Here is a 21673-nt window from a genome sequence, read left to right as displayed (position 1 = left end):
GACCAGCGCCCCGCCCCGCCCCGCCGACCGCGCGGAGAAGCGGAAACCCGGCCGCCCGCGCGCGCCGGCAGCGACAAGGAGATGCAGTGAGCGTCACGGCAGCACAGGGATTCGCGGCGGCCGGCATCGCCGCCGGGATCAAGAGCAACGGCAACCCCGACCTCGCCCTCGTCGTCAACAACGGTCCGCGCCTCGCCGCCGCGGGCGTCTTCACCTCCAACCGGGTCAAGGCCGCCCCCGTCCTCTGGTCCGAGCAGGTCCTCAAGGGCGGCCGGGTCTCCGCGGTGATCCTCAACTCCGGCGGGGCCAACGCCTGCACCGGCCCGACCGGCTTCCAGGACACCCACGCCACCGCCGAGCAGGTCGCCTCGGTCCTCGGGGTCAACGCGGGGGAGGTCGCCGTGGCGTCCACCGGCCTGATCGGCGTGACCCTGCCGATGGACAAGCTGCTGCCCGGCGTCGCCGCGGCCGCCGCCGAACTCAGCGAACACGGCGGCGAGAAGGCCGCCATCGCCATCAAGACCACCGACACCGTCCACAAGACGGCCGTCCGCACCGGGGACGGCTGGACCGTCGGCGGCATGGCCAAGGGCGCCGGGATGCTCGCCCCGGGACTGGCCACCATGCTCGTCGTCCTCACCACCGACGCCGACGTGGACGCTGCCGGGCTCGACCGCGCGCTGCGCGCCGCCACCCGGGTCACCTTCGACCGGGTCGACTCCGACGGCTGCATGTCCACCAACGACACCGTGCTGCTGCTGGCCTCCGGGGCCAGCGGGACCACCCCCGACGCGGACGCCTTCGACCGGGCCGTGCGCGAGGTGTGCGACGACCTCGGGCGGCAGCTCATCGGGGACGCCGAGGGCGCCAGCAAGGACATCCGCATCGACGTGGTGGGCGCGGCCAGCGAGGCCGACGCCGTCGAGGTCGGCCGGTCCATCGCCCGCAACAACCTCCTCAAGTGCGCCCTGCACGGCGAGGACCCCAACTGGGGCCGGGTGCTGTCCGCGATCGGCACCACCTCCGCAGCCTTTGAAGCAGACCGGCTCAATGTGGCCATCAACGGTGTGTGGGTGTGCAAGAACGGCAGCGTGGGCGAGGACCGCGACCTCGTCGACATGCGCTACCGGGAGGTCGTGATCACCGCCGACCTCGCCGCCGGCGGGGAGTCCGCCACCATCTGGACCAACGACCTCACCGCCGACTACGTCCACGAGAACAGCGCGTACTCCTCCTGACCACCGCCGGGCCGCCCGGGCCACCCCCGGCGGCCCGGGGCCCGGACGGAGCACGACCCGGCCCGCCCGCGCCACCCGCGCCCTCGGCGGGCCGTGGACATCCGCACCCCAGGAACCCGAGGAGCCATGAGCACCCGCAAACACACCGCCCTGCCCAAGGCGCAGACCCTCATCGAGGCACTGCCCTGGCTGACCCGGCACCACGGCAAGGTCGTCGTCATCAAGTTCGGCGGCAACGCCATGGTGGACGACGAGCTGAAGGCCGCCTTCGCCCAGGACGTCGTCTTCCTGCGCCACGCCGGGCTCAAGCCCGTCGTGGTGCACGGCGGCGGCCCCCAGATCAGCGCCCAACTGGACCGACAGGGCCTGGTCAGCGAGTTCAAGGCGGGGCTGCGCGTCACCACCCCCGAGGCCATGGACGTGGTCCGCATGGTGCTCGCCGGACAGGTGCAGCGCGAGCTGGTCGGCCTGCTCAACCGGCACGGCCCGCTCGCCGTCGGACTGACCGGCGAGGACGCCCACACCCTGACCGCACGCAAGCACCGGCCCGAGATCGACGGCGAGTTGGTCGACATCGGACGGGTCGGGGAGATCACCGACATCGACTCCGGGGCCGTCGAGGCGCTGCTCGCGGACGGCCGCATCCCGGTCGTCTCCTCGATCGCCCGCTCGATCGACGACGACCACGTGTACAACGTCAACGCCGACACCGCCGCCGCCGCGCTCGCCGCGGCCCTCGGCGCCGAGACGCTGATGGTCCTCACCGACGTCGAGGGCCTCTACGAGGACTGGCCCCACACCGACGAGGTCATCAGCCGACTGACCGCCCGCGAACTGGAGAAGCTGCTGCCCGAGTTGGCCAGCGGCATGGTCCCCAAGATGGAGGGGTGCCTGTACGCCGTCCGCAACGGGGTGCGCACCGCCCGCGTCATCGACGGACGGGTCCCGCACTCGATCCTGCTGGAGATCTTCACCGACGAGGGCATCGGCACCATGGTCGTGCCCGACGACGCCGCTCGACCGCACCACGCCACCACCGGAGGGGGAACGCAGTGACCACCGCCAACGAGGAGCTGACCCGGCGCTGGCAGGGCGCCCTGATGGACAACTACGGCACCCCCGCGCTGCCGCTGGTGCGGGGCGAGGGCACCCGGGTGTGGGACGCGGACGGCACCGGGTACCTCGACTTCGTCGGCGGGATCGCCGTCAACGCGCTCGGACACGGCCACCCCGCCGTCGTGGAGGCGGTCGGCCGACAGATCGCCACCCTGGGGCACGTCTCCAACCTGTTCGTCGCCGAACCGCCGGTCGCCCTCGCCGAACGCCTCCTCCAGCTGGCCGGCCGGGACGGACGGGTGTTCTTCTGCAACTCCGGGGCCGAGGCCAACGAGGGCGCCTTCAAGATCGGCCGGCTGACCGGGCGCACCCACATGGTCGCCACCGAGGGCGGGTTCCACGGCCGCACCATGGGGTCCCTCGCGCTCACCGGCCAGCCCGGCAAGCAGGAGCCTTTCCGCCCGCTGCCGGGAGAGGTCACCCACGTCCCCTACGGCGACGTGGCGGCCCTGCGGGCGGCGGTGACCGAGGAGACCGCCCTCGTCATCATCGAACCGATCCAGGGGGAGAACGGCGTCGTCGTCCCGCCCCCCGGCTACCTCACCGCCGCCCGGGCGATCACCGAGGCCACCGGCACCCTGCTGGTGCTGGACGAGGTCCAGACGGGCGTGGGCCGCACCGGGCACTGGTTCGCGCACCAGGCGCACGAGGACGTCCGACCCGACGTGGTCACCCTCGCCAAGGGGCTCGGCGGCGGGCTGCCGCTGGGCGCGGTGCTCGCCTTCGGGCCGGCCGCCGAACTGCTGCGGCCCGGTCAGCACGGCACCACCTTCGGCGGCAACCCGGTCTGTTGCGCCGCCGGACTCGCCGTCCTGGACGCCCTGGCCGGCGAGGACCTGCTTGCCAACGTCAAGCGGCAGGGCGCGGTGCTGCGCGAGGCGATCGAGTCGTGGGGGCACCCCTTGGTCCGCCGGGTCCGGGGCGCCGGGCTGCTGCTCGGTATCGTGCTCACCGAACCGCGCGCCGCCCAGGTGCAGCGCGCGGCGCAGGACGCCGGTCTCCTGGTCAATGCGCCCGCCCCCGATGTCGTCCGGCTGATGCCGCCGCTGAACCTCCGCGACGACGAGGCGGAAGCGTTCCTCCAGGCCCTGCCCGGCGCCCTCGACACAGCCCACGAGGACGGACGAGCCGGAGAATGAAGCGACGATGACGCAGGCGCAGGGCAACGAGCAGACGGGCGCCGCGGTGCCGCAGACCCGCACGGCGCGGCACCGCAGGATCGTGGACATCCTCAACCGGCAGCCTGTGCGCTCCCAGAGCCAGCTGGCCAAGCTCCTCGCGGACGACGGGCTGAGCGTCACCCAGGCGACGCTCTCCCGGGACCTCGACGAGCTGAACGCGGTGAAGATCCGCGACACCGACGGGGACCTCATCTACGCGGTGCCCAGCGAGGGCGGCTTCCGCACCCCGCGGGCCCCGCTCGGGGAGTCGGCGAAGGAGGAACGGATGCGCCGGCTCTCCGGCGAACTGCTGATCTCCGCCGAGGCGTCCGCCAACCTCGTCGTCCTGCGCACCCCGCCCGGGGCCGCCCAGTTCCTCGCCTCCGCCATCGACCAGGCCGAACTGCACGACATCCTGGGGACGATCGCGGGGGACGACACGCTGTTGCTCATCAGCCGGGAGCCGCAGGGCGGCCGCGCGCTCGCCGAGCACCTGCTCCGACTGGCGCAGAACGCGCGCTGACGGGCGCGGCGGCGGTACGGGCCGGTCGGCTCCCGGGGCGCGTCCCCGGTGGCCGACCGGCCTTCGCGCGTCTCAGTACCGGATCACGGCCGTCGCGCCGGACTCGGTGCCGATGGCGAGGTGCGGCCGGCGGGCCGGCTCGGCCCAGCGCAGTAGCGCGGCCATCGCGGGGGCGGGCACGGACACGCAGCCGGCGGTGGCGCCCTCGCCGTTCACGTGGAGGAAGATGCCGGCGCCCCGGCCCCGTACCGGGCGGTGGTAGTTGAAGTCGACCACCAGGGCGTGGGCGTACTGCGCGCCGTAGTCGAGCAGACGCTCGGCCTCCTCGGCGCGGCAGTCCGCGGGCAGCGGGTCGACCCACCGGTTGTAGGCCGCGGCGGCGTTGTCCTGGCACCACCAGGAGGTGGGGCGCACCGGACGGTACGGGGTGCGGGTGCCGGGCGGGGGCGCCGTGCTGCCGAAGGCGAAGGGCAGGCCGTACAGGCCGGTGGGGGTGGTGCGGGTGCCCTGGCGGCGGACGCTGCCCTCGACCAGGCCGCCCGCGCCGAACCGTGCGGGCGCCGTTCCGGTGGCGGTCCACCGTCCGCCCCGCCGGTCCCACCAGGTGAGGGTGCCGGTGGTGGCGTCGGGGGAGGGAGCGACCGCGGTGATCAGCTGGCTGCCGCCGGTGTCCGCCATCCGGGCGGGCAGCGGTCCGGGCCCGGCGGCGGGGGCGGGGGCGGCCTGGGTGAGGAGGAGGGCGACGGTCAGCAGGGCGGGGGCACCGGTGCGCATGGGCGCACCGTAGTGCGCCCGCGCGGCGGCGGCAGCCCGGGCGGGGCCGTCCGGGCTGCCGCCCGTCGGTGCAGGTCGAAAGCCTGGGATTGACGAAGCATGCGAAGGACTGCATACTCATGCATATCAGCGAATGCACTGTGAGGAGAAACCCGTGACCGAGCGCGTCGTACTCGCCTACTCGGGCGGCCTGGACACCTCCGTCGCCATCGGCTGGATCGCCGAGGAGACGGGCGCCGAGGTCATCGCCGTCGCCGTGGACGTCGGCCAGGGCGGCGAGGACCTGGACGTCATCCGCAAGCGCGCGCTCGCCTGCGGTGCGGTGGAGGCGGAGGTCGCCGACGCCAGGGACGAGTTCGCCGACGAGTACTGTCTGCCGGCGATCCAGGCCAACGCCCTCTACATGGACCGCTACCCGCTGGTGTCGGCGCTGTCCCGCCCGGCGATCGTCAAGCACCTGGTCGCCGCCGCCAAGAAGCACGGCGCCGACACGGTCGCCCACGGCTGCACCGGCAAGGGCAACGACCAGGTCCGCTTCGAGGCCGGCATCGTCGCCCTCGCGCCCGACCTCAAGTGCATCGCCCCGGTCCGCGACTACGCCATGACCCGGGACAAGGCCATCGCCTTCGCCGAGGTGAAGAACCTCCCGATCGCCACCTCCAAGAAGTCCCCGTACTCCATCGACCAGAACGTCTTCGGGCGCGCGGTCGAGACGGGCTTCCTGGAGGACATCTGGAACGCCCCGATCGAGGACATCTACGAGTACACGCAGAACCCGGCGGTGGCGCGGGAGGCCGACGAGGTCCTCATCTCCTTCAAGGAGGGCGTCCCGGTCGCCATCGACGGCAAGCCCGTCACCGTCCTCCAGGCCATCCAGCAGCTCAACGAGCGCGCCGGCGCCCAGGGCATCGGCCGGATCGACATGGTCGAGGACCGCCTCGTCGGCATCAAGTCCCGCGAGGTGTACGAGGCGCCGGGGGCGATCGCGCTGATCACCGCCCACCAGGAGCTGGAGAACGTCACCGTCGAGCGCGAACTGGCCCGCTACAAGCGGCAGGTCGAGCAGCGCTGGGGCGAACTGGTCTACGACGGCCTGTGGTTCTCGCCGCTCAAGCGCGCCCTGGACGGCTTCATCCAGGAGGCCAACCAGCACGTCACCGGTGAGGTCCGGATGACCCTGCACGGCGGCCGCGCCGTGGTCACGGGCCGCCGCTCCCCGGAGTCGCTGTACGACTTCAACCTCGCCACCTACGACACCGGCGACACCTTCGACCAGTCCAAGGCGCAGGGCTTCATCGACATCTTCGCGCTCTCCTCGAAGATCGCCGCCAAGCGCGACCTGGCCTGAGCCGGCGTCCGGCACCCGCCGGACCCCGTAGCGTACGCACCGCCTCCTCGCCGCCCCGGCCGGGAGGCGGTCGCGCATCGGCCGCGGCCCCGCACCGGGCGGCCCGCGGCCCCGCACCACCCATCGCAGCAGAGCCAAGGAGCAAGTGCAGTGACCAGCAACAGCGGAGACGTCCGGCTCTGGGGCGCCAGGTTCGCCGACGGCCCCGCCGAGGCCCTGGCGAAACTCTCCGCCTCCGTCCACTTCGACTGGCGGCTCGCCCCGTACGACATCGCCGGATCGCGCGCCCACGCCCGGGCGCTGCACACGGCCGACCTCCTCAGCGCGGACGAGCTGGAGCGGATGCTCGCCGGCCTCGACCGCCTGGAGGCCGACGTGGCGGACGGCTCCTTCACCGGCACCGTCGCCGACGAGGACGTGCACACCGCGCTGGAGCGGGGGTTGCTGGAGCGGCTCGGCGCCGAGCTGGGGGGCAAGCTGCGCGCGGGCCGGTCCCGCAACGACCAGATCGCCACCCTGTTCCGGATGTACCTGCGCGACCACGCCCGGATCATCGGCGGGCTCCTGGTGGACCTCCAGGACGCGCTGGTCGGCCTCGCCGAGGCGCACGCGGACGTGGCGATGCCGGGCCGCACCCACCTCCAGCACGCCCAGCCGGTGCTCTTCGCCCACCATGTGCTCGCCCACGTCCAGGCGCTCTCCCGGGACGCCGAGCGGCTGCGCCAGTGGGACGGGCGCACGGCCGTCTCCCCGTACGGTTCCGGGGCGCTCGCCGGCTCCTCGCTCGGCCTCGACCCGGTGGCCGTGGCCCGTGAGCTCGGCTTCGAGCGCGGCTCGTCGGGCAACTCCATCGACGGCACCGCCGCCCGCGACTTCGTGGCGGAGTTCGCGTTCATCACGGCGATGATCGGCGTCGACCTCTCCCGGATCGCGGAGGAGGTCATCATCTGGAACACGAAGGAGTTCTCCTTCGTCACCCTGCACGACGCGTTCTCCACCGGCTCGTCGATCATGCCGCAGAAGAAGAACCCCGACATCGCCGAACTGGCGCGGGGCAAGAGCGGCCGGCTGATCGGCAACCTGACCGGGCTGCTCGCCACCCTGAAGGCCTTGCCGCTCGCGTACAACCGGGACCTCCAGGAGGACAAGGAGCCGGTCTTCGACTCCTGCGACCAGCTGGAGGTGCTGCTGCCGGCCTTCACCGGCATGATGGCCACCCTCACCGTCAACCGGGAGCGGATGGAGGAGCTGGCTCCGGCCGGGTTCTCGCTGGCCACCGACATCGCGGAGTGGCTGGTCAAGCGCGGGGTGCCGTTCCGGGTCGCGCACGAGGTCGCGGGCGGGTGCGTCAAGGAGTGCGAGGCGCACGGGATCGAGCTGGACCAGCTCACCGACGAACAGTTCGCGAAGATCTCCCCGCACCTGACGCCCGAGGTCCGCTCGGTCCTCGACGTCCCCGGCGCCCTCGCCGCCCGCAACGGGCGGGGCGGCACCGCGCCCTCCGCGGTCGCCCTCCAGCTCGTCGAGGTCAAGTTCGACCTCGCGGTGCAGCGGGCGTGGGTCGACCCCGAGGGGCGGTCCGTCCCGCAGCAGTAGGCGCCCCTCCGCGGTCCCGCACGCCCGGGCCCGGTCGCCCGGCATCCGTCCACCACGGTGCCGAGCGACCGGGCCCGCGGTGCGTCCACCCCTCCCGGTGAGACGTTGATGTCTCATCTGGGCTATGGTTGTCTCATGGCTGTCGATCGCGAAGACGTGTTGTGCAGTGCCGCCGCACTCCTCACCCGCAAGGCCACCGCCACCCTGGACGAGGTGGCGAAGGCCGCCGGCATCAGCCGCGCCACCCTGCACCGCCACTTCGCGGGCCGGGACGCGTTGATCCGGGCACTGGAGGACTTCGGGCTGCGCGCCTGTGAGGCGGCCCTCGACGAGGCACGTCTCGACGAGGGCACCGCCGAGTCCGCACTGCGGCGGCTGGTGGCCGCCGCGGAGCCCTCGGCCGGGCTGATCGCCTTCCTGATCACCGAGAACCAGCTCTTCGAGGGCGAAGTCGTCAACGAAGGCTGGGGCCGGCTCGACCACCGGATCGAGGGCCTGTTCCGCCGCGGCCAGGAGAACGGCGAGTTCCGCATCGACCTCGGCGCCGCCTGGCTCAGCGAGGCGTTCTACGGGCTCCTCAGTTCCGCCTCCTGGGCCGTGGCCAGCGGGCGCACGGCCCGCAAGGACTTCCAACCCATGATCGTCGAGTTGCTGCTCGGCGGAGTACGACGGAGATTGACCCCATGACCAGCGAGAAGCAGCCCGCGAACGGGCCGGAGACCCACGAGCGCGGGCCGGGGCGGTGGATCGCCCTCGCGGTCCTGGTGCTCGCCGTCCTGCTCGTCGCGGTCGACGCGACCGTGCTGGGCCTCGCCACCCCCTACATCAGCGAGGACCTGGCCCCCTCGGGCACCCAGTTGCTGTGGATCGGTGACGTCTACTCGTTCGTCATCGCCGGTCTGCTGGTCTCGATGGGCAGCCTCGGCGACCGCATCGGCCGCAAGAAACTGCTGCTGATCGGCGCCGTCGCCTTCGGCGCGGTGTCCGTCCTCAACGCGTACGCCACCTCACCCGAAATGCTGATCCTGGCCCGGGCGCTGCTCGGTGTCGCCGGTGCGACGCTGATGCCCTCCACCCTGGCGCTGATCCGCAACCTCTTCCACGACCCCCGCGAGCGCAGCCTCGCCATCGGCATCTGGGGCGCCGCGGCCTCCGCGGGCGCCGCGGTCGGCCCCGTGGTCGGCGGGTTCCTGCTCGAACACTTCTGGTGGGGCTCGGTCTTCCTGATCAACCTCCCCGTGATGGCGGTCCTCGTCCTGGTCGGAGTGAAGCTCCTGCCGGAGTCCCGCAACCCGAACCCCGGCCCGTGGGACATGACCAGCGTCCTGCTCTCGCTGGTCGGCATGATCGGCGTGGTGTACGCGATCAAGGAGACCGCCGCACACGGCGTCTCGGTGGGTTCGGCCGGTGCCGCCCTGGTCGGCGCGCTCGCCCTGTACCTGTTCGTCCGGCGCCAGCTGACCCTCACCGATCCGCTGTTGGACATGCGGCTGTTCAAGCACCGGGGCTTCTCCGGCGCGGTCCTCGCGGACCTGCTCACCATCCTGGGCCTGGCCGGCATCGTCTTCTTCCTGTCCCAGTTCTTCCAACTCGTCCAGGGGCGCGGCCCGCTCCAGGCCGGCGTGGCCGAACTGCCGGCCGCCTTCGGCGCGGTGGTCGCCGGTCTGATCGCCGGCCGGATGGCCCGTCGCTACTCGGTGCGCGCGGTGGTCGCCGCGGGCCTCGCCGCGATCGGCCTGGCCCTGGGCGCGCTCGCCTTCCTCGACCGCTCCACCGACTACCCGATCCTGGGCGCGTCGCTGCTGGTCGTCGGTCTCGGCGCGGGCTTCTCGTTCACCGTCACCGCGGACGTGATCCTCTCCAGCGTGCCCAAGGAGCACGCCGGCTCCGCCTCCGCCGTCTCCGAGACCGCCTACGAACTCGGCGCCGCCCTCGGCATCGCCCTGCTCGGCTCGATCCTCACCGGCGTCTACCGCGGGTTCACCTCCCCGCCGGGGACCCCGCCGCAGATCGCGGACGCCGCCCACGAGTCCCTCGGCGGAGCGGTCCAGGCGGCGAGCGCCCTCCCGCCGGAGCAGGCCCACGCACTCGTCTCGGCCGCCCAGGACGCGTTCGTGGACGGCATGCGCCTCGCGGCCGGCGTCGGCGCCCTGGTGCTGCTGGCCACCGCCGTGGCCGCCTGGTTCACCCTGCGCGGGCAGAAGCTGGAGGACGTCTCCGCCGAGGAGCCGTCCGACGCGGCGGTCTCCTGAACCACCCGCGCCCGACACGCCGGGCCGGCTCCGTACCGGGAATTCCCCCGTACGGAGCCGGCCCGGCGGCGCGTTGACGAGAAGCGCGTCCACCGGAAGCACCCGGAGCGCGTGGCGGAGCGAACCTCCAACGGGTCCGCGCGGGCGTCGCCACCACGAGCGCCCCCGGGCCCCCGACACCGGGAGCCGACGGTCCGGGGCCCCTTGAGATTCGCCCGCCCACCGGGCACTTTTGAACGAGTGCCGGTCGGGGCAACGGAGGCCCGGGCCCGCGGACCCGGGAACCGTCGAGGTCGCGCGGCGAACTCCCCGCCCCGTACGGCATGATGAAGCGCCCGCACGGACGGTGCCCCGACCGGTCCGGCCCGACGGCACGCCCCGTGCCCCGGCCGCGCCCCACGAGGACCCGGCGCACCCGTGGGGGCGGTGCCGACGAGGAACGGGGGAACGACACGTGAGGAAGCGCTTCTTACGACCTGACGCGCGTCGCCCCGCCGTGCCCCGGACCCTGGTCGCCGCCGGTGCCGCCGTCGCCGCCGGCCTGCTCGCCGGCCACCTCCTCGACCCCCGTGCGCTCACCGCGACGCCGTGGTACCCCGTCCTGGCCGGGCTCCTCCTCGCCGTCGGCCTCTACGGCAGCACCCACGCGATCGACCTGCGGGAGGTCCGCCGGGACCTGCGGGCCCTGCTCCTCACGGTGACCCTGGGCGTGCTCCTCAAGGCCGCCCTGATCGCCGGCGTCATGGTCGCCCTCTTCCGGGAACCGGAGTACCTCGTCCTCGGCATCGCCGTCGCCCAGATCGACCCGCTCTCCGTGGCGGCGATGACCCGGAGCAGCCGGATGTCGCCGCGCGCCAAGAACCTGCTCTCCGTCTGGGCGTCCTTCGACGACCCGGTGACCGTCCTGCTCACCCTCACCACCACGGTCGTCGCCTTCCGGCTCGCCGGCCGGGAGGGCGCCCCGGCCGTCGCCACCGGCGAAGGGCTCGCGGCCCACGCCGTCACCCTCGGCGGCAACCTGCTGCTCTTCGCCGTCGCCGCCGGCCTCTGGCAGGTGCTGCGCCGGGGCCCCCGCGCCCGGTCGGAGCGCGCCCCCCGCCCCGGGCGCACCGACGCGACGGCCCTGCTGCTGGTCGTCCTGGTGGTGGCCGTGGCCGCGCCGTACATGCTGATGCTCGCCGTCGCCGGGCTCGGGCTGCTGGTGCGCACCGGCCGGTACGCCGCCCTCGTCGACCGCGCCGTCACGATCGCCTTCGTGCTGGCCGCCCTCGTCCTCGGACTGCTCCTCGCGGACGGCGTCGCCCTCGGTCCGGGGCTCGTCCTCGGACTCGCCGCCTTCGGGGCGCAGGCCGTCATCGGACTGCTGATCGCCCCGCTGCTCTTCCCCGGCCTCGGCCGGGACGACCGGGTCCACCTCGGGATCGGCCAACAGAACGGCATCACCGCCGTGATCCTGGCCCTCGCCCTGGAACCCGACTTCCCCGGCACGGTGGCGATCGTCGGTCCGGCCGTCCTCGTCGTCAACACCCTGCACTACGCGGCCGGCGGCCTGTGGCACGCCCTCGGCGCCCGCACCCCGCGCCCGCCCGTGGACGACCCACCGCCCCAGCATCAGCGCACCTCCCGCTCGGCGCCCGGGGACCAGCCCCGGCAACACCCCGGTGCCGCCGCCCCGTCGGCCCCAACGCCCGAGAGCGTCGTGCCCGCCGAACCGCCCGTCCGCCACGACCCCGCCCGCCCCGCCGGAGACACCGCACGCCCCTGACCGGACGGAACCCCGATGACCACCGGCGCACCCCGCCGCCCCGCCCGTGCCCGTACGACCGTCCTCCTGCTGACCGGGACGGTGCTGCTGACCGCCGCACCGCCCGCCGCCGCGGGCCCCGAGGACGACCTGCACCGCGTGTACTGCCTCGCCGACGACCGCCGCGCCGAGGTGGTCACCGCCGCCGTCCGCCTCGGCACCGTGACCGCGGTGCCCGGCGAGGCCGAGCAGGTGCGCACCGGACCCGGTTCGGGCGGGGAGCTGACGGTCCAGCAGTGGGCCGAGCGGCGTCCCGACGACTTCCGGCGGGTGTGCCGCACGGTGATGGCGGCCAACGGGGACGCCCCGGACAAGGGCGGCGACGCCGCCGGGGGGCTGGCCACCGGACTGCTGCTGGCCGCCGTCGCCGCCGCGTTCACGGTGCTGGGCAGCGCCGTCGAACGCGGTGCCACCTACCGCCGGCAACGCGCCGAGGCGCTCACCGCCGCCGTGCACGCCTACTCCTACGCCGCCGAGACGTACCTCGCCGGCTGGCAGACCGGCGCCAGCACCCTCCACGAGGAGGTGGGACGCTGCCGGGCCGAACTCGCCACCGCACTGCGCGGACTGCGGGACACCGGCTCCCGCCGCCGGCACGCCCTCGCCCTCGCCGAGCACCTGCCACTCCCCGAGCCGCTCGCCACCTCGGTGCGCGCGGGCGCACGCGGGTACAGTCCGCTCGGCGTGGACCAGTTGCGCGCCGAAGCGACCCGGCAACGGACCCTCCTTTCGGACGCCGTGGCCGGAACCGAGGCGCTGAACGCCTCGTTCATGGTGTGGCACACCCGACGCGCCCTGCGGGGTGCGGCGCGCGCCGGGGCCGTCGGGGTGCGTGCGGCACGTCGGCTGCGGGGACGATCCGAAGGAGGGGGTGACGGTCGATGAGCCCATCCGATGACGTGGCGTCGTCGACACCGCTGCCGGAGCAGCGGAGTTCGGACGGGGTCTCGTTCAACCCCTTCGGGGTGCCCGTGAGCTACGAACGGGGTCCCGGGCACCCGGGTCTGGTCCGCTGGGAGGCGGACGCACCGCTCACCCCGTGGTGGATCCGCGGCCATGCCGACCTGTGGGTGCCGGTGGACCACACGGAGGTGCTGTTCAAGCGGTTCGTCGAGCAGGGGCCCGACCCGGTGGTGCTCGCCGACACCAGCAACCACGGCCACGTCGTGGTCGTCAGCGGTTCCGGCGGCACGGGCAAGACCTCCCTGCTCAACCGGTGCGTGGACGACCTGGCCAGACGGCTCGCCCCGACCGCCGTCCAGCAGACCCGGAGAGGGTTGCAGGACGAGGACGGAACGGAAATGTGGTCGCCCCGGGACGGATATCCGGGGGTGGAGATCATTCCCCTGGTCGGCTTCCGGAACGAGGACAACGGATTCAGCCGTCGCAACGGCCGCAGGAGTACCGTGGATGAACTCAACCGGAAGATCGCCGATCGCGTATTGGAAAGGCTCAGCCGGGACGAGGAATTCTGGCAGGGATTCGACCAGAGTCGAAGAAATGACGATGACCTCTCCCACGTCTATGAGGACATCAGCGAGCGCCTGAGCGTTCTGCCACGCATTCTGCTGGTCATCGTTCCGGACATGCGCTGGTTGGACAACGGGTTGACCACCCAGTTCGTCAGCAGTTTCCACAGTTGGGCCCAGCCCTTCATCGTCTTCTTCCTGGAGACCTCGCACACCGGACTCCGGGAAGAGCTGGAGATGGAGTTCGAGGGCGTGCGCGAGCCCCATCTGACGCTTCTGGAGATGGGATTGGTGAACGTCGAGGACTGGGATGTGTTCATCGAGCGCCGTACAGTGGTTGATGGACTTCCGGGGGACAGCATCACCTTTGCGGATGAAGTCATTCAGAACCGCCCAGAGCGGCATCTGTACAGAAATGTCAGACAATTGCAGGGATTCCTGCATGACGTGTCGGACGAGGCGATCCGGAATCAGGAAGCCGCGGTCAGGATGAATCGCCTGCGCCGCTTCACCGAACGCCGGTCCCTGGTCGACCCGTCGGCCTTGAAGTTCTGAAGCTGACCGCACGGCCCGGGAAGGACCACCGACGATGAGCCAGACCGACGACTTCCTGCGGAAGGACAACCCCTTCCCCTCCAGTCCGGTCGTGCAGCTGGGCAGCTTCGCCGACGCGGTGCGCATGGGCACCCGACGGCCCAAGCGGTATCCGACGATCGTCACCGCCGAACTCGCCCGGCTCCGCCGCCAGGTCGCCGAGTACCTGGAACGCCCCGGGCCCGGCGGAGACCTGGGGCGCGCGGTGGCCCTGGTCGGGGACTTCGGCGTCGGCAAGACCCACATGGCCCGGGAGGTGACCGCCGCCATCCGCGCCGACGCCTCCATCCCGCTCTGGGTCATCAACCAGCCCGCCCTCGACCTCGTCGTGGTCTACCGCAACCGCATGGTCAGCCTGCGCCACGAGACCGAGGCCCGGATCGCGTTCGAGCGGGTGGTCTCCGCCTACTACGCCAACGTGGTGGTGGAACTCCTGACCGGGCCCGATGCGGCGGACCTCCACATCGGCCCCCAGCACAAGGCCGTGATCGCCGGACTCAGCGACGGCACCTTCGACCCGCGCAAGGTCATCCAGGCGTTCGGCATCGACAAGGAACTGATGCACCGGCACCTGCGCGAGCACCTACGGGTCGCGGTCGACCACCGGAGGTTCGCCGTCGCCCTGGCCCTGCTCCTGGAGGGCGACTTCAAACGGGAGGTGTGGGACTGGCTGACCGCCGCGGAGCCCAGCCAGGCACTGCGGGAGAGGGGCATCGACGGCCCCATCGACAGTACCGAGGCGGTCTTCGACGCGCTCTGCGTCTTCAGCTTCCTCCAAGGCCGGGTGGGCCAGCGGTACGTCCTGGTCATCGACGCGCTGGAGACGGTCCTGAGCTGGCCGCAGCGCGAACGCAGCGAGTTCATGAACGGCTTCGAGAAGCTCGTCAACACCTACGTCAACCAGGACGGGCTGCTGGTCATGTGCATCCAGCCCGAACCCTGGAGCCGGATGCCGCAGGGACTCCACGAGCGGGTGCTCCAGCTCTGGCCCACCGGGCTCGACGGACCCGAGACCGCCCGGCTCGTCAGCGGCTACCTCCGCGTCGGCGGCTTCCGCCCCGGGACGGGAGCGGCCGACCCGGGGCACGAGGACCACACGGACCCCAGCGACTTCGACACCACCGAGGCGCCCACCCGCGACGACACCGAGGAGGTGCTCGTCACGCCCTTCACCCCGGAGGCCGTCGCCGCGGTCGCCGAACTCTCCAACGGCGTCCCGCGCGAAGTGCTCAAGGTCTGCCGCCAGGCGTGGCAGCTCACCCGGGACGCGCTCGCCGTGCAGGCCGCCGCCGCGGTCACGCCCGCCGACGGCGCCACCGGCCCGCCGCCCGAGGCCGCCCCCGTGGTGGACGTCGCCCAGGTGCACGCAGCCGTACGGCAGATGTACGAGCAGCGGGCCGACGCCGACGTCCTGCGCACCGTCGAACGCGCCCTCGCCCAGGGACAGTGGCGGCGCGAGTCCCGACCCCCGGAGCTCGGCGACCCCGCCCCGCCCGGGACCCGGGAGGTCGCCTACTGGGTACGGGTGGGAGCCGGAGCCGTCCTCGGGGTGCTGCCGGCCGCGTCCGTGCTGGAGCCGTACGACGTCGAACGGATCGGCCGGGTCACCCGTGCCGCGCACCGGGCGTTCCCCCGCGGCGAGTGCGAGATCCTGGTGGTCGCCAACGGATACGTCTCCCGGGCGATGCGCGACCGGATCGCGGAGACCACCCGCACCTCGCCCGTCGTGGTCACCGACACCGGGTTCGCCGAACGGCTCGACCACGCCGTGGACGTCCTCGCCCGCCGGCTGGAAGCCGCCCAGCGCGAAAGCACCCTGGACCAGGTGCGGGCCCGGCTCGGCCGCGTCACCGAGCAGCAGAGCGGCACCCTGGAGCGCATAGAGCACCTCGACGCCCGCCTCGAACGGCTGGCCCTGGCGCCCGTCCGCACGGACGGCGGGCCGGGTTCCGCCGGCGACGGCGGGGGAGCCGCCCTCCCGCAGACGGTGCGCAGGCTGTTCACCGAAGCGGTGGACGCCCTCGACCGGCTCATGGGCGAGCCCGTGGACCTGCGCCGGTCCCTCGGCGTCGACGCGACGGGCATGGCCCCCCCGGACGGCCGCCCCCAGCGCGTCACCTTCACCGCACCGCAGTTCCAGGCGATCGGCGTCACCACCCTGGTCCGCATGCTCATCCGGACCTTCCGTGACAGCGTCGGCGACTGGCTCGCCACCGTCGCCGACGGCGGCGCGGACCCCACCGAGGAGGAGCGCAACAGCCTCTTCGTGCTGTGCCGCAGCTTCGAGATCACCGTGGAGGTGCTGCCGGAGATCCGTCCCGACACCCTGCCGCCGGGACCCGACGCCCTGGACCGCGGCACCCGGGAAGTGCGCAGCACTCAGGTCGCCGAGATGCTGAGCACCCTGGCCGAGCGGGTGCAGGCCGCCGTGTTGGCGTCGGTCACCAACGGCCGGAACGGGGGCGGGGAGCCCTCCGCGGCAGTTCGCTGACCAACTCCCGCAACCGGCGCTCCGCGTTGCCCACCTCGTGCTGGTCGAGCGTCACCCCGCACACGAAGTCGCCGCCCCGGCCACCGGGCAGCCAGTGGAAGAAGACGCAGCCCTCCTCCACGTCCAGGACCAGCCGGTCCATCGGCTCCTGGCTCACCAACAGCAGCATGTCCCTCAGCCGGGCGATGTCGTCCCGCAGCCGATCGGCCAGGTCGCGGTACTTGCGACGCCGTGCCGCCGGCTTGATGTTCAGGAACCGCTTCCCTATCCGGGGGTCGTCGAAGGCGTCGCCCACGCACGTCAACCGCCAGTCCTCGTAGTACCCCAGGTACTGGAGGTCCACCGGGTTGAGGTGGCGCCCCCAGATCCCGCGCAACCTGGCCACCATCGGCTCGTCCACCCGCGCACCCGCCGTGAAGTGCGGCTCCACGGTGCCGTCCGGCGTGTGGTACGGCTGATCCGGTATGCCGCCGGGGTTCTCCGCCGACCGGCTCAGCACGTGCACCCGGATGTCCGTCACCAGGTCGTTCAGGGCCCGGTCCATGGGCGCCACGCCGTCCCCGCGCAGCGAGACGCCGACGAGGTGCTGCTGTTCCTTCACCCGTCCGCAGTACAGCCCGCCGGAGGGGGTGGCGACCACCATCCGCATCAGCGAACCGGTCAGCAGGGGCGCCAACGCCTTGTCGAAGGTCTCCATGCTCAGCACGAGCTGGTTGCCCGGCCGGCTCTCCACGTCGATCGGCAGGTCCGACTCCCGCCCGCCGGGCAGCGGCCGGGCCCCGGCCGGCCGGACCACGAAGTCCACGATGCCGTTGTTGAAGTAGCTCAGCGACCGCAGCGCCGGACAGCCGGCCACGGTGCGCTCGCAGCGCTCGCTGACCTCGGCGAACGGTGCCCGGTCCCAGTGCTCCGCGTACAGCGGGTCGAGGACGGCGGACTCCCGTTCCCCGGGACCGTGTTCTGCACTCACGTCCTGTCACTCCCTCGCCCGTGCCCTCGGTGCGGCCTGCCCGCACCGTCTCCGTCATACACCGGGCAGCTCCAGATCGACGTCGGCCCGCTGCACGCCCGGCGCGGGCCGTCCGGTGTCCAACCGGGCCCGCGTGTCGAGCAGGTTGGCCGCGACCACCGCCCGCGACGGGTGCTGGGTCATGCGGAGTTCCTCGAAGCCGTCCAGGGCCCGCTCCTCCAGCCACTCGGCTTCCTCGTAGGCCTCGTCCGCGACCAGGGACCCGGCGAGCGCCGAGGCCGCGGCGACCGTCCACGGATGGGTGGGCCCCAGTCGCGCCTCCAACCGCCGGTAGGCGTGCCCGCCGCCCTCCAGCGCCGCTTCCAGCCGTCCCGCCCCCCGCTCGTGCACGGCGTGCCGGATGCGCGCCAGGTGGGTGTAGGGGTGGTCGGTGCCCATGCTGGTGTCCAGGGCCCTCAGGCACCGGGCCGACTGGTCCAGCGCCTCGTCCTGCCGGCCCAGCGCGTGCAGGTCGCTCGCGAGGCCGAACCGGGTGCGCACCGTGACCGGGTTGGACGCCCCGAGCTGGCGCAGGCACTCCCGCAACACCCGGTCATCCCGCTCCCACGCCCCGGTCGGGTTCCCCAGCCGGCGTTCGCACACGGCCAGCCCGGTCTCCACCCGGGCCAGCTCCGCGTACGGGATGCGGGCCCCGGTGGCCCCGCTCTGCCAACTCACGTACTGCTTGAGCAGGTCGTACGCCTCCCGGTCCTGGCCGAGGGCCCGCTGGGCGGCGGCGAGCGGGACGACCACGCTCCAGGCGGCCGGGTCGTCGGGGCCGCCGATCGCCCGCCGCCGGTTCAGCTGGCCCTGGAGCCGGTCCAGCGCGGAGGCCACCTTGCCGACCAGCGACTCGGACAGGGCGAGGTTGTGCTCGGCCTGCGCCGTCGTCGGATGGTGGGGGCCGAGGAGTTCGCGCACCCGCTGGTGGACGTGGTGGCCCTCGGCCAGGGCGTCCGCGAAGTGCCCGTCGGCCCGGAGCAGCGCCCCGTAGGCGTCCGCGGACAGCAGGGTGCGGGGGTGGTTGACGCCGAAGGTCGACCGGTAGCCGCGCAGCGCCAGCCGGGCGTGCCGGGACGCCTCCGCGTACTCCCCGAGGATGCGCAGCGCCGCGGCCATCACCTGGTGCAGTCGGAGGTACTCCGCCGAGGGCTCGTCCTCCTGCCAGTGCTTGTGCGCCCGCCCGCCCAGCTCCAGGACCTCCCGCAGCCGCAGTTCGTCCCGGGTGCGGGCCAGGTTCAGCAGGTGGTCGATGAGGCGTCTGCGCACCTCGGGCCGGGGGTCCTCCCAGATCCGCAGCGCGGTCAGCTGCCGGGCCTGCTGGTCGCTGAAGTCGGTGCCCGCGCGGCCCTGGGGCTCGGCGGACGAGAAGCCGGCGACGACCGCCCGCAGCTCGTGTTCGCGCTGGCGCCGCTCGGCGGTGCCCATCCGGGCCAGCACCGCGTCCCGCAACACCTGGTGCTGGCGGACGGGACGCTCGGGGCGGGCGAAGTCGACCTCCACCAGGCCGTAGCGGGCGGTGGTCCACAGGGCGACGTCGACCATCAGCGCATCGCTGATCGACGCGTCGGGTGCGTCGCCGGGGGCGGCCGTGCGCTGCGCCAGCGCGTACTGCATCTGCGCGGAGCGCAGCAGTTGCAGGCTGGCCCCGGGGCCGGTGAGCAGCGCGCAGCACTCCAGCAACCACCGGGTGACGGCGCTGTCGCCCCGCTCGTGGCTCCACGCCTCGGCGGCGGGGGAGTCGCGCAGCGCCCGTAGGGAGACCTCCAGCATGACCCGGGACAGCGAGACCTCCTTGTGCCGTCCCAGCAACTCCTGCTGCTGGGACAGGAAGGCGTCGCCGAACTCCTCGACCGCCCGTTCGACGGCCTCGGTACGGGGCCGGTTGAGGGTGGTGAGCAGCGAGGCGCGGACCTCGACCCAGGCCGCGGCCAGATGGACGAGCAGGGGGACGTGGGCGACGGTGCGGCTGATCCGGTCGGCGTGCTCGACGGTCAGCCCGCGCACCCGGCCGGCCAGCAGGTCCCGGCTCTCCGACTCGGAGAACGAGGCGAGGTCCAGCCGGTGCCGGGCCGGCAGACCGGCCGAGCGGCGGGCGGTCAGCAGCACGTGTCCGCCGTCCCCGGAGGGCGGCAACAGCCGTGTGTCGAAGAGGAGTTCGGGATCCCGGACGTCGTCGTAGACCAGCAGCCAGGAACCGGCGCCGGCGGAGCGCAGGTGGTCCAGCACCCGGCTCGGCACGTCCCCCACGGTGGGCACGCCGAGCCGCTCCGCGAGCTGGGTCAGACTGCGGCGGACGGCGCCCGCGCCGTCGGCCCGCACCCACCACACCACGTCGTACTCCCCGGGGAAGCGGTGGCAGTACTCCAGGGCGAACTGGCTCTTGCCGACGCCGGGCGCGCCGATCAGGACGCAGTGGCTGCGGGCCCGCTCCGCCGCGTCGAGCACCGCCCTGATCCGTTCGAAGACCTCGTCCCGGCCCACGAAGCCCAGGTTGCGGGGGCGCAGGTTGTGCCGGGCGGGCAACCGGGGGAAGCGGCGCATCGCGACGGACCGTTCGCCGCCGGGCGGCAACCGCAGCCCTCGGCGCAGCCGGAGCAGCGCCTCCGGTTCGGTGAGCCGGCGCAGCACGATCTGTTCGTGGTGGCCCAGCCCGCGGGGCAGCGGCTCCTCGTCGACCAGGACCATGCGCACGTCGGGGTGGGAGAGGGTGGCGAGCCGGTCGGCCTGTTCCGGGGTCACCCCGATGGGGGAGAGCGCGAGCAGCATGCTGCCGGGCGCCGGCACCTCCCCCTTGTAGGCGGCGAAGCCGAATCTGCGCACCGCGATGCCGCGGGCCTCCAACTGGGCCTCCACCCACTCCGCCCAGGCCAGGTGGCGGCAGGTGTGCAGCAGGGTCACCCGACGCAGTTCCACGGCCCGGGAGCGGGCGAGCTCCGCGGCGAGCTGGAGGAAACCGGGCCGCAGACCCTCCCCCTCGTCCGGTGCGCCGTCGCGCTCCTCGACCACGGCCAGGGTGTCGGACTGGGTGTACAGCGGGTCGTAGGGGAACTCCACGTAGTGGGCGCCCGCACCGTCGCCGAAGGGGTCGAAGGAGTCCCGGATCAGGGCCCGGGCGATGCGCAGTTGGTCGCTGGTGCGACTGTCGGCCTTCAGCCCCACCGCGAGCACCCCCACCCGTCCGGAGGCGTGGCGGCGCAGTCCCCGGGCGAGTGCCGCGGCCCCTTCGATCAGCCAGGAGTTGAGGGTGAAGCAGGCCGCGATGACGTGCGGCAGCGGTCCGAGGACGGCGTGGTCGTCGGTGGTGCGGGTCACCGGCGCATCGATCAGGACGTCGTCGTACCCGGCCAGTTGCGCCCGTCCCGCGGCGGTCCCGCGCTGTCGGACCGGGAGGTCGGCGAGGTCCGAGGCGTCCCGGGTGGTCAGCACGTCCAGGGACAGGGGAGCCCCCTGCGTGACCAGGCTCCACCGGGTGGGGCGGGGCAGTCCGGTGCCGGGCAGCGTGCCGGGCGGCACCTCGCGCTGCACGTCGGGCAGCGCACCGAGGTAGCGTGCGGCGCCGACCCGGGCGCCCCCGCTCACCGCCGCGTCGACGACGAGGACGCGGCGGCCGGCCTCGGCGAGGACGAGTGCGGTGTTGAGGACCGTGGTGGTCTGGCCGATGTTCTCCGTCGGGGAACAGAACAGGGTGACGCGCGGGCCCCGGAGGATCTCGCTGCCGGCCTCAACTGCCATGGTGGTCGCTCCACTTCTGGACGTCCGGGACCGGCCGGACCCCGCCGGACGCGTGGGGTGGCGATCGATCCGTCCCGGACCGCTACAGGGAATCCTGGTACTGCGAGGCGAACATCCGGTCCGGGGTCCGCGCCGCCTCGTGGAGTCGGCGCAGCGCGCACCCGAGAGCCGAGGCCGGCAACTCCGCCACCGTCTCGAAGGGCAGTGCGGAGAGGTCCGCCAACAGGGATTCGAGGTCGTCTATCACTTCGGCCGGGTCGGCCATGGGGCGATCGTCCACCCTTCTCGTCCGCGGGTCCGCACCGACGGGCGCACGGTGGTCCCATCGTAGCCACCCGGGCGAGGGGGAACCAGGTTTCGGGCCGCCCCGTCAACCAGGTCGCACGCCCACCACACCCGTGGGGCGACGGGGCGGCACCGGGCCGTCACCCCTCGCTCGGATGTGCCCGTCGCCCCGCTCGCCCCGCCCCCGCCGCGTCACCGGAGCAAACCCCCGCGCGGCCTCGGGCGCCGCCCCGACCACCAGGTGCGCGGCGGCGCACGGCAGGTCGGCCGATTCGCCCG

At 73.3% G+C, this 21673-nt stretch carries 16 protein-coding genes; 12 read left to right on the top strand and 4 right to left on the bottom strand.

The window, feature by feature from the left end; genetic code table 11:
• The first annotated feature begins 86 nt into the window (after positions 1 to 86).
• From argJ to ACSMX9_RS03310, 4 genes are all read left to right on the top strand, one after another.
• Positions 87 to 1238, top strand: a complete 1152-nt coding sequence (gene argJ, locus ACSMX9_RS03325; RefSeq protein WP_445399828.1) for a bifunctional glutamate N-acetyltransferase/amino-acid acetyltransferase ArgJ — start codon at positions 87 to 89, stop codon at positions 1236 to 1238.
• A gap of 126 nt (positions 1239 to 1364) precedes the next feature.
• A complete protein-coding gene (argB, locus tag ACSMX9_RS03320; RefSeq protein ID WP_351240384.1) occupies positions 1365 to 2294 on the top strand; it encodes an acetylglutamate kinase in 930 nt (309 codons plus the stop codon).
• The gene (locus ACSMX9_RS03315) at positions 2291 to 3493 is read left to right on the top strand and encodes an acetylornithine transaminase (RefSeq protein WP_445399826.1); all 1203 of its coding nucleotides are present in this window, start codon (positions 2291 to 2293) and stop codon (positions 3491 to 3493) included. Before argB ends, ACSMX9_RS03315 begins: the two co-directional genes overlap by 4 nt.
• Positions 3494 to 3500: 7 nt before the next feature.
• A complete protein-coding gene (locus ACSMX9_RS03310; protein ID WP_445399824.1) occupies positions 3501 to 4037 on the top strand; it encodes an arginine repressor in 537 nt (178 codons plus the stop codon).
• Between the two features lie 72 nt (positions 4038 to 4109).
• Here ACSMX9_RS03310 and ACSMX9_RS03305 read toward each other — a convergent pair whose 3' ends face one another.
• The gene (locus ACSMX9_RS03305) at positions 4110 to 4811 is read right to left on the bottom strand and encodes a L,D-transpeptidase family protein (RefSeq protein WP_445399822.1); all 702 of its coding nucleotides are present in this window, start codon (positions 4809 to 4811) and stop codon (positions 4110 to 4112) included.
• Positions 4812 to 4965: 154 nt separating this feature from the next.
• On the opposite strand from ACSMX9_RS03305, the gene ACSMX9_RS03300 reads away from it, so the two are divergent.
• From ACSMX9_RS03300 to ACSMX9_RS03265, 8 genes are all read left to right on the top strand, one after another.
• On the top strand, positions 4966 to 6159 hold the full coding sequence (locus ACSMX9_RS03300; RefSeq protein ID WP_366113574.1) for an argininosuccinate synthase: 1194 nt from the start codon (positions 4966 to 4968) through the stop codon (positions 6157 to 6159).
• A 150-nt stretch (positions 6160 to 6309) separates the two neighbouring features.
• Complete coding sequence (gene argH / locus ACSMX9_RS03295) at positions 6310 to 7755, top strand: argininosuccinate lyase (RefSeq protein ID WP_445399820.1); 1446 nt, start codon at positions 6310 to 6312, stop codon at positions 7753 to 7755.
• Positions 7756 to 7890: 135 nt separating this feature from the next.
• A complete protein-coding gene (locus tag ACSMX9_RS03290; RefSeq protein ID WP_445399818.1) occupies positions 7891 to 8442 on the top strand; it encodes a TetR/AcrR family transcriptional regulator in 552 nt (183 codons plus the stop codon).
• Positions 8439 to 10007: a DHA2 family efflux MFS transporter permease subunit gene (locus tag ACSMX9_RS03285; RefSeq protein WP_445399816.1), complete on the top strand. Its 1569-nt coding sequence runs from the start codon at positions 8439 to 8441 to the stop codon at positions 10005 to 10007. Before ACSMX9_RS03290 ends, ACSMX9_RS03285 begins: the two co-directional genes overlap by 4 nt.
• Before the next feature lie 454 nt (positions 10008 to 10461).
• The gene (locus tag ACSMX9_RS03280; RefSeq protein WP_445399814.1) at positions 10462 to 11772 is read left to right on the top strand and encodes a hypothetical protein; all 1311 of its coding nucleotides are present in this window, start codon (positions 10462 to 10464) and stop codon (positions 11770 to 11772) included.
• A gap of 15 nt (positions 11773 to 11787) precedes the next feature.
• Positions 11788 to 12696, top strand: a complete 909-nt coding sequence (locus ACSMX9_RS03275; RefSeq protein WP_445399812.1) for a hypothetical protein — start codon at positions 11788 to 11790, stop codon at positions 12694 to 12696.
• Positions 12693 to 13835, top strand: coding sequence for a hypothetical protein (locus ACSMX9_RS03270; protein ID WP_351240404.1), 1143 nt, complete (start codon positions 12693 to 12695; stop codon positions 13833 to 13835). Before ACSMX9_RS03275 ends, ACSMX9_RS03270 begins: the two co-directional genes overlap by 4 nt.
• A 34-nt stretch (positions 13836 to 13869) precedes the next feature.
• Positions 13870 to 16365 carry a hypothetical protein gene (locus ACSMX9_RS03265; RefSeq protein ID WP_445399810.1) on the top strand — a complete coding sequence of 832 codons (2496 nt, stop codon included), beginning with the start codon at positions 13870 to 13872 and terminating at the stop codon, positions 16363 to 16365.
• Here the strand turns inward: ACSMX9_RS03265 and ACSMX9_RS03260 are convergent.
• From ACSMX9_RS03260 to ACSMX9_RS03250, 3 genes are all read right to left on the bottom strand, one after another.
• A complete protein-coding gene (locus tag ACSMX9_RS03260; RefSeq protein ID WP_445399808.1) occupies positions 16316 to 17335 on the bottom strand; it encodes a hypothetical protein in 1020 nt (339 codons plus the stop codon). The genes ACSMX9_RS03265 and ACSMX9_RS03260 overlap by 50 nt on opposite strands.
• A 54-nt stretch (positions 17336 to 17389) precedes the next feature.
• Positions 17390 to 21109, bottom strand: a complete 3720-nt coding sequence (gene fxsT, locus ACSMX9_RS03255) for an FxSxx-COOH system tetratricopeptide repeat protein (protein WP_445399806.1) — start codon at positions 21107 to 21109, stop codon at positions 17390 to 17392.
• Between the two features lie 82 nt (positions 21110 to 21191).
• The gene (locus tag ACSMX9_RS03250) at positions 21192 to 21374 is read right to left on the bottom strand and encodes a hypothetical protein (RefSeq protein WP_351240412.1); all 183 of its coding nucleotides are present in this window, start codon (positions 21372 to 21374) and stop codon (positions 21192 to 21194) included.
• Positions 21375 to 21673 lie beyond the last annotated feature (299 nt).

It is taken from the genome of Streptomyces sp. LE64 (assembly GCF_052606915.1).
The sequence above is the reverse complement of the archived record's forward strand: the minus strand, read 5'-3'. Positions and strand labels throughout refer to the sequence as shown.